Here is an 8,654-nt window from a genome sequence, read left to right as displayed (position 1 = left end):
TTCCGGAGAGATCAATTAATTCTATTTCCGCATATCCCTTGATTCCGCTAATATTCAGATAAGTGCTAAACGGATTCGGATAGATACTGACTTTGTTTTCGATTTCCGTATCCGTGGGGGTAATATCTTTATTCCAATAGTAAAATCCCTTCGTCCATAATTCCTGTCCAATATAACTATTGTACTTTTCCAGGATATTGTTTTCATCATAGATGTATTCAAACATTTCATCGTTGGTAAATCTGCTGTTATTTGTTGAAATAATAAGATTACCTTTTTCATTATATATGGAGTCTACATTGCTTGTCAATTCCCATCCATAATCCTGCCACCAATATCTGTTTAAATGAATTCTGTGACCTGCATCATCAAATTCATGATTTTCTTTATATTCACCCAGCCAGTCACATGTACTTTGATCCCATTTCCATTGAACTGTCTCGGTCATTCTGTTTAAATCATCAAATGAACAGGTTCTCTGGTAAGTGGGTTCCCATGACGTTGTCACGGAATCCCATATCAGATTTCTGTCCAGAATGCGATTCCCCTTTTTATCCCAGATCTCTTCATATTTCGCATACAGGTTCCATTCTTCGGAATTAGTCTTTCTCGAATAAACGTTGGTAGTTTTGGCCGAATCGGCATAATTGTATTCAAGTTTTGATACACAGACCCATTCGCTGGTTTCATGATTATAATTAAAACTTAAATTGATGCTGTCTTTTTTGTTTTGATTATATAACCATTCACTTTTTGAGCTGATGTTCCATGTGTTTTCTGATGTATCATAAATAAACCCGGTTTCAGTTATTTTTAATCCGGTTTCGTTATATTCTTGATCATTATATGACTGATAATACCATCTGTGCGAAAGTGTGTCCCACATTGAAAATATAAACTTCAGTGTTTTGCCGTCTGCCCTTTTGTACCAGTCCATTTTATATAATCCTTCAAAGTCTTTTCTTTTTTCATTCCATTTTTCATACATAATTTGAGAATCCAATGTGTCACTATAGAAGTGTTCGTCTTTAGCGGATCCGGACCAGTCATTTGTAAAGAAATTCCAGTAATACACAACTTTCAGTATGGTATTACCCTTTTCATCATATTCAAATTCTTTTCTTTCCGCTTCATAGTGGGAATTTTTTTCCTGATCCCAGAAATACATTTGTTCCCGTTTGATTTTGCCGGATGATTCATCATAGGTATAAATAATCTTGGTACTGTTTAAAGAATCATAATCTCCGCCGTAGAAGTAAGAAACCATACTATCATATTGCACGAAAGTTCTGTTCCTGGGTACGGGTATTTGACATGTGGCACTGATGGATAGGAGAATAAAAAACAAGAGAACGATGATTTTCATAAATCTAAATATTTGAGATAACCATAAATTGACACATTGCTATTTTACAACCGAATACTTTCCGTTTATACCATTAAATTCTATTTCGTCCAGCGTAAGGACCCTTTCTGAATTTGTTAATGCTCTTATATTTTCCGGATCATTGAAGGCAAATAATATCCATCCCCACGGCATATACCAGGTCCATTGGGGCTGCTTTTCAAACAGGGCAGGGGTGGGAATGTCACCTACTTCTCCCAGGGCAATGGGTTTTCCTTTTGCCAGGGCCAGGAGGTCGTCATGATGAGATTGTTTATAATCGTTCCTGTACACATCGGCAGCAAGAATATCCACATACTGGTCGCCCGGATAGAATAATTCATAATCCCAGGCTTCATCACCCGGTATATCCCTTGGTGCATTGGTATTCCAAACCCAGATTAGGTTGTTCAGGTGATGGTGATTGGTGAAATAATTATACATCATGATCCAGAGTCTTTTGAATCCCTGTTCCCCTTTCTGGTTACACCACCAGAACCATACACCGTTCATTTCGTGATAGGGTCTCCATAGAACCGGGATATCCTCTTTCTGCAGTTCTTTCAGGTACCCGGCTATCTTATCGGCCCCGGCCTTCCAGGCATCATTCAGCGGAGAGCCTTCAGTCACCAGTGAGTCCCACTGTGAAGCAGACGGCCTGTTTTCCATAGCCCATATCGATGAACCGTTACAGCAGTCCCCTTCGGTCGGGAAACATCCATGCCACATCAGCGTTATGATATGTCCTGCGGCATATTGCTTTTTGGCTTCGCTAATCAGGTTTTGACGGGCTTCATCCAGTGTGATATCAAGAAATACTGCCTTCGGAGAATTGCCTTTCAACGAATCCCTCTCTTTTTTGAACGACTGCCAGTCTATTGCAGGTAGGTTGGCGGGTCCGCAATGCTGGTAATCCATGGCATCAGCTCCTTCAACACAGAAACTGAAATCTGATCCCCATATAACCGCCTGTTTCCCGGTGATTTTTTCAAGCTGGTCGGAATATTCTGATCCCTTCCCACAAAAATTATGTTGCGCTGAAAGGGTATATTTTCCCTGTATGTCCTGTATAAAATAATACAGGTTTTTTGTCCTTACGGATGCATCCGGGTTAACCGGGTCAATATGTTTCGGGGAGTCTTTGCAGGAATTCATGGTAAGCAGAAGAGAGGTTAGTATTAAAAAATAAAATATTTTCATTGTTTGAAATTATTTGTTATAACTCAAACCTGAAAATACAAATTAAACATCAAACGTCAAACCCCAAACCTCAAACATCAAACCTCAAACATCAAACCCAAACCTCAAACTTCAAACCTCAAACCTCAAACACCTAAATACGTCATTCATATTTCAGCGCTTCAACAGGGTTTTTGTTGGAGGCTTTCCAGGATTGGAATCCTACAGTGAGAATGGTAAAAACAACTACAATCACAAATGCCAGGGCAAATACCGGCCAATTAACCGGGGTTCTGTATGCAAAACCTCTCAACCACATGTTGGTAGCATAAAAAGAAAGGGGACTTGCGATTACAAAAGCGATCAATATGAGCCTGATGTATTCTTTCGATAATAAGGTAAAAATTTCGAAAGGGCTCCCGCCATTTACCTTGCGTATTCCTATTTCCTTAATCCTGCGCATCGTCATAAAGGTAGACAGACCTATGAGACCGAGACAGGAAATAATTATGGCCAGGATACTCATAAACCCCAGGAAAGTGGCGATCACCCGCTCAACAGTATACAGACCTTTAAAATCATCCTGAACAAATTTTAAATCCAGCATGTAATCCGGTTTAAGTAATTTAACCTTATTCCTGATTCCAGTTAAGGTCGAATCGGTCTGTTCCGCCTTCATCTTGATATAACATTGATTAGACTTTGAATTTGAACCGATCGGGAATATAATAAGTGGTTCGATGGGTATCCGGAGTGATCTGTAATTAAAATCTTTCACAACGCCTATTATATTTAATTTCCGTCCATCACTTGAAGTCAATTGTTCTCCCAGGGGATCCATGATGCCAAAAAATAATTGTGCTTTTTCATTGATTACAATATTGATCTCATGGTCAGGATTCTCATTAAATTCATCAGCATCCAGATATTGCCCTGCTTTAATAACAAGACCAAAGGTTGCGGCATAGTTCTTATCCGTACTTAAACCGTTTACCAATACAGTGTCTGTCCCGGTTTTTCCTTTCCAGTTCTTTATTCCTACATTCAACTGGTGGTTAATAATACTCTGGTAAAATGTATTGGTTATTGTAATATTCCGGATTCCCGGTACATTATTCAGCTCATTCTTTAATGTCGCAGACTGTATGCCTTCAGGTATTCCAAAATAACACAGGTTGTCAATGTTTTGTCCCAGGTTTGCATCGGTAATATAGTTCAGCTGTTTTCTCACAATAATTGTACTGATAATAAAAAGAAAGGAAAAAGTGAACTGGGCAATAACCAGTATTTTTCTTATCCTGGTTTTACCTGTTTTCTTGTCAGGGATGTTCTTTATTGTGTCCAGTGGATTTAATGATGATAAATAGAAGGCCGGGTAACTGCCTGATATCAATCCGGTAAACAGTATAACAAAAGCAAGGCTTAAATATAATCCCAAACTAAGGTAATTAACCGACAGCTTCATGTGAAGGAGATTATTAAAACCGGGAAGGAGCAACTCTACCATAATCATAGCCAGGATATGAGCTATAAAAACAATAAGTAACGATTCACCGAGGAATTGGAATACTATCTTTTGTTTTGTTGCTCCCGTGATTTTTCGTATACCGATTTCCTTAGCCCTCGCTGTGGATTGCGCTGTAAGAAGGTTCATAAAATTTAAGCAGGCGACTGCCAGGATTAAAAAAGCAAGCAGGATTGCAAATCTTACATAGGCTATGTTACCGGTTGCAAAATCACCTTCCAGTTTTTTTGCATTCAAATGGATTTCCCTGATCTTTTGAAGACTGATTACAGCATCTGTCTGTTTTCTGTTTCTTTGAATAATGTCTCTGAATTGATCTTGCAGCCGCATAATATCAGTGCCTTTCCGCAGTTGAACGAAGGTATAATTGTAGACACTCTGCCATCCCCAAACATTTTCACCACTGGCTTCTCCACTATAATTTACTGCCGGCATGACGCAATCGAAGAAAAAATTACTGTTTTTTGGAACATTCTTAACCACACCGGTAACGGTGAAAAGTTGGTTCGGGTATTGGATCATGGTTTGACCGACAGGATTCTCCTCACCAAAATATTTATGCGCCAGTTCTTCGGTTATAAGAATATCATTCGGTTTTAATAGGGCACTTGATTTATCACCCTTTATGAATTCGATGTCAAACATGTCAAGGAAGTCTTTATCGGCAAATACCCGGAATGCTTTTACAAGGTTTTCCCCTTTTTGCAGGGAAATCTGCATGGTGTGAAACCTTGTGGATCTGATAATATCCGGGTATTGATCCTTTAGGGCTGCAGCAAGCGGGAATGGTGAAGTGGATTCACGGTGTAATCTACCGCCCCAGGTTTCTGTCGTAATAACCCGGTACAGGTTATCTTTATTCTTTCGGAAACGGTCAAAGCTGACCTCATATCGAATCCATAACAGGATCAATATGGCACATGCCATACCTGTGGCCAGCCCAAAAACATTCAGGATGGAATGAACAGAAAACCTCCTGATATTCCGCATGGCTGTTTTCAGATAGTTTCTTAGCATAGCTTGGTACTTTCGAAGATATTCAATTATTAATCAGATAGTATTCCCGTTTCAACCGGTAGTCAAATTATATACCAGCTAAATTAATATACAGGAATACAAATGATTGAATATTAAATCACAAATCAATCCTCGAAATATGTCCAGAATTCAGGCAGTTTCTGTCCATAAGATAGACAGAGCAGATTTATTCAATTACCTTTTGCTATTGTATTACAAACTTTGAACTGTAAGAAATTCCATTGTTACTGAGTTTTACTACATACACGCCCTTTTCAAGCATGCTGATATCGATTGGCGAGGATAAGTCCGATTCTTTGTAAAAGCTTAATTGTCCACTGGTATTGAAAATCTTAATATCCCACATACTGGTCTCCTGATCTGACAGGGTAATACTCATTTTTCCTCCGGGCATGATAACAACCACAGGAACTTTTGATCCAGCCGGATTGTTTGGGGATAAAATAATATCTCCGCAAGCTACCTGCTGATAGCACCGGGATTGCTCTGTCTGGTATTTAACCTCTCCGTCCTCAGAATAACATACCAGGTAAGAACCTCTTACTCCCGGGTGCCCCGAACAGGAATTCCCTTCCAGCAACCCGCCAAGCCAACCTATGCCTTCAATAAAGGTATTCGCACTGCCGCAATGAACCGTCATAATATCCAGTACATATTGTTTTCTTCCATTGGGTAAAGTGGTTATATCCGAAACCGGGTATTCCATTCCGCCTTCAACCTGTATCGTATCACCAACTTCCACGGTGAAATCATAAAGCATTTTCTCCGAATCATCTTCCTTGTCCATGTAATAAATTCGGTCAGCACTGTCCCGGATTGCTCCCATATATTTATGTGTAACAAGAAAGGGGGTTTCCAGGTAGATGATTCCTGTTTTATATAACTTAAAATAGGTTCTGGTTCCAACTACGGTATCCCCGTCTATAAAATATTTGTATTCCTCATCGCCATTATAATGAACGAATACTTCCCCGTCACAACTGTTATTGAACTCAAAATTGATTCTCCATACCGATCCTGTTTTAATCGGGAATCTTGATTGCTGAGCCTGCACAAGAACTATTGAAAGAAAAAAGACTGTAATAATGAGTAACTGTTTCTTCATGATATCCGTCTATATTTAGTAGTGATCAATAAATCCTGGCTTGTTTTATATAAAGCTTCCTTCGGCCATTCACAATATCCACCTTAAATTCGATGTCGAGAGGCTGGCACTCTGAATACAGCCGGCAGTAATGGTCATTGATGGCCTGGCACCAGGCTGTCAGTTCTTCAATTTCAGCATTGCTTAAAACCGTCTTCCCTTCCATTCCCGGGGCGTTGCTATGGTTAATGTACTCAATAACATCTTCAAACGTATAGCGAATGATCTGATCCGGTATATACCCTCCTTCGGGATTCGTTATGCTGATCTCGCCTGCCTGCACATTGATTGTGAATCCCGGGTTGTAAATATTGTACAGATTGGTTGTGATGACCACTCCGTTTGCCGCCTCGTCGGGGAATGACCGGTGCACCAGAACAGCCATGGCAACCGTCTGATGATCAATTTTGAAATACTCGCGTTCCTCAAATGCCTGCAAATTCCACAAACTGGCCCACACCTTTTTAATCGCCTTTTCTATCGTCTTGTCGGGATCACCCGGAATCCCGGTATAGGAATCATACAACCCGGCACCGTTGAAACCTTTCACATCTTCAGAATTGGTGGATGAACGGAACCTGATATTTGTAAATCCACCAGTCTGATTGATTTTTGCAATTACGAGCGCCAGCAGATCAGGATCCAAAGGACAAGATTTAATGCTATCCTGTAACCGGATCAATTGAGATTTCCTGTATTGAAAATCAGTATGAAATCTTGACTCAGAAAGCATTTCTCTCATTAACTTGTCAAGTGAATGGGTACGCATATGCTGCCAGTAATAATAGAAAGGAATGGCAAACGCTCCTTCCGGAAGAGAAATGGATCCGTATGGTGTAACACCGACATTCATTAATTCGGCAAAATTCGCTGCTTTTCCACCGATGGTCCTGACCGATTGAATTCCGGAATTTTCAAGGTTAATCAAGCCCTGCGTAATTGTGTCACACGACAGTTTTGTTATTTTCGACGGTTCTTTGCCATTCCAGAATTGAGTGGCCTCATCCAGCGTGGCTTCACGTAAAATAAACGTATCAAGGGTGACTTTCAGATAAACCAGCTGATTGGTGAGCGACCCAAGCAAAGGATTGGTCCAGCCGTCACGCAATGCCATATTTGGTGCACCGCGATTGTGGCTGAGAACGTTGATATGACTCAGGGGTGTCTGGAATTCAGTTGTAATAATGCCTGCCACAACTGAAATATCGTTAGGTATGCCGTTCAGCACCACAATATCGTGCCTGCCGGCATACTCTGTTTTCAGCTCGTCAAGAGTGAATTTCTTCAGGTATCCATAAGCTTCTTCAGGATTCAGCGGTTGATAATTCTGGCCTGAGAACAATTCATTTGAAGTAATTGATGGTATCGAATTACATTCGTCCCACTTGAGGTTATTGGCGTAAAACCTCAGATTATTCCCCACATATGTCGTTTGTACAACCTTATTGTAAACTTCTTCAATCTGCCTGCAACTCAGTTGGTCTCCCGAAAAGAAGTCGAGTGTATAAATGCCCGAAGAAACAAACAGGTTCAGTGTGGCCAGGATATATTTGCGATCCGGATTATTGGTATATTGTTCCTGGTTGAACATCGCATGTCCTTTGTTGTACCCCAGTACATCCCTGGCAAATTCATAGTGGATGAAATACTTTTCGGAGTTTATATAGTAAACGTCATCGTCTTTAATGGAATAGAGGATTTTAACCGACCGGATTTCGCTGAATACCGGGTTAAGCGGGGGACCCGCCATAAGATTAAAAGATTCAGGCCGGATTAATTTCCTAAGAAAATCTGTGCCTGCAGGGTATGAAGTCTGCATCATGTCATACACTGCATAGGATTGGTTAACCGGGTATTCCTGCGTGTAGTACCCGTTTTTCTGTATGACCAGGGTATCCATGGATGAAAGCCTTGCGGTGGATTTGGTAAGGGCAACCGCGATAACCCGCGTCACATATTGATCAGCATTATAAACAAATTTGGTTTGATACGATTGGCCGGATGCCATGTTGGCTTTTAAAACGTAAATACCGTTCAATAACCTGAGAGTTTCTTCGCCAGTACCTACATTGATCGTAAAATTCCGGATCAGCTGCCCCGACATATTGTAAATACTGATCGTTCCGGATGTGGTAATATTCCATGATAATAAATTACCTCTTATATTGATTTCTCCAACGGTTACGGTATCATTGCCATGACTGATCCTGAATTCTCCCAGGCTATTGGTATAAATGGCACTATCACTGTCTTTAAAATGAACTTCGGCACTGGCAATGCCTTCTCCGGAAAGTAAATCGACCACTTGTCCGGATATAATTTCCTGTGCGGTAGCAAGAAAAGAAATCCAAATCAGAAAGAAAACAAGACCTGCCCTTATCATG

The 8,654-nt window shown here is 40.4% G+C and carries 5 protein-coding genes; all 5 read right to left on the bottom strand.

Going from position 1 to position 8,654, the window contains the following annotated elements; translation table 11 throughout:
• Positions 1-1,366 (bottom strand): hypothetical protein (locus VK179_15780; GenBank protein HLO60210.1); only part of this gene is annotated, 1,366 nt, incomplete at its 3' end.
• Positions 1,367-1,405: 39 nt separating this feature from the next.
• Complete coding sequence (locus VK179_15775; GenBank protein ID HLO60209.1) at positions 1,406-2,584, bottom strand: glycosyl hydrolase; 1,179 nt, start codon at positions 2,582-2,584, stop codon at positions 1,406-1,408.
• A 142-nt stretch (positions 2,585-2,726) separates the two neighbouring features.
• Entirely contained in the window at positions 2,727-5,105 is a 2,379-nt protein-coding gene (locus tag VK179_15770; protein ID HLO60208.1) for an ABC transporter permease, read from the bottom strand.
• 205 nt (positions 5,106-5,310) lie between these two features.
• Positions 5,311-6,231 carry a T9SS type A sorting domain-containing protein gene (locus VK179_15765; protein HLO60207.1) on the bottom strand — a complete coding sequence of 307 codons (921 nt, stop codon included), beginning with the start codon at positions 6,229-6,231 and terminating at the stop codon, positions 5,311-5,313.
• Between the two features lie 25 nt (positions 6,232-6,256).
• A complete protein-coding gene (locus VK179_15760) occupies positions 6,257-8,653 on the bottom strand; it encodes a PEP/pyruvate-binding domain-containing protein (protein ID HLO60206.1) in 2,397 nt (798 codons plus the stop codon).
• Position 8,654 lies beyond the last annotated feature (1 nt).

This window comes from Bacteroidales bacterium (genome assembly GCA_035299085.1).
Lineage (GTDB): Bacteria > Bacteroidota > Bacteroidia > Bacteroidales > UBA10428 > UBA5072.
This window is presented reverse-complemented; position numbering and strand designations above follow the sequence as displayed.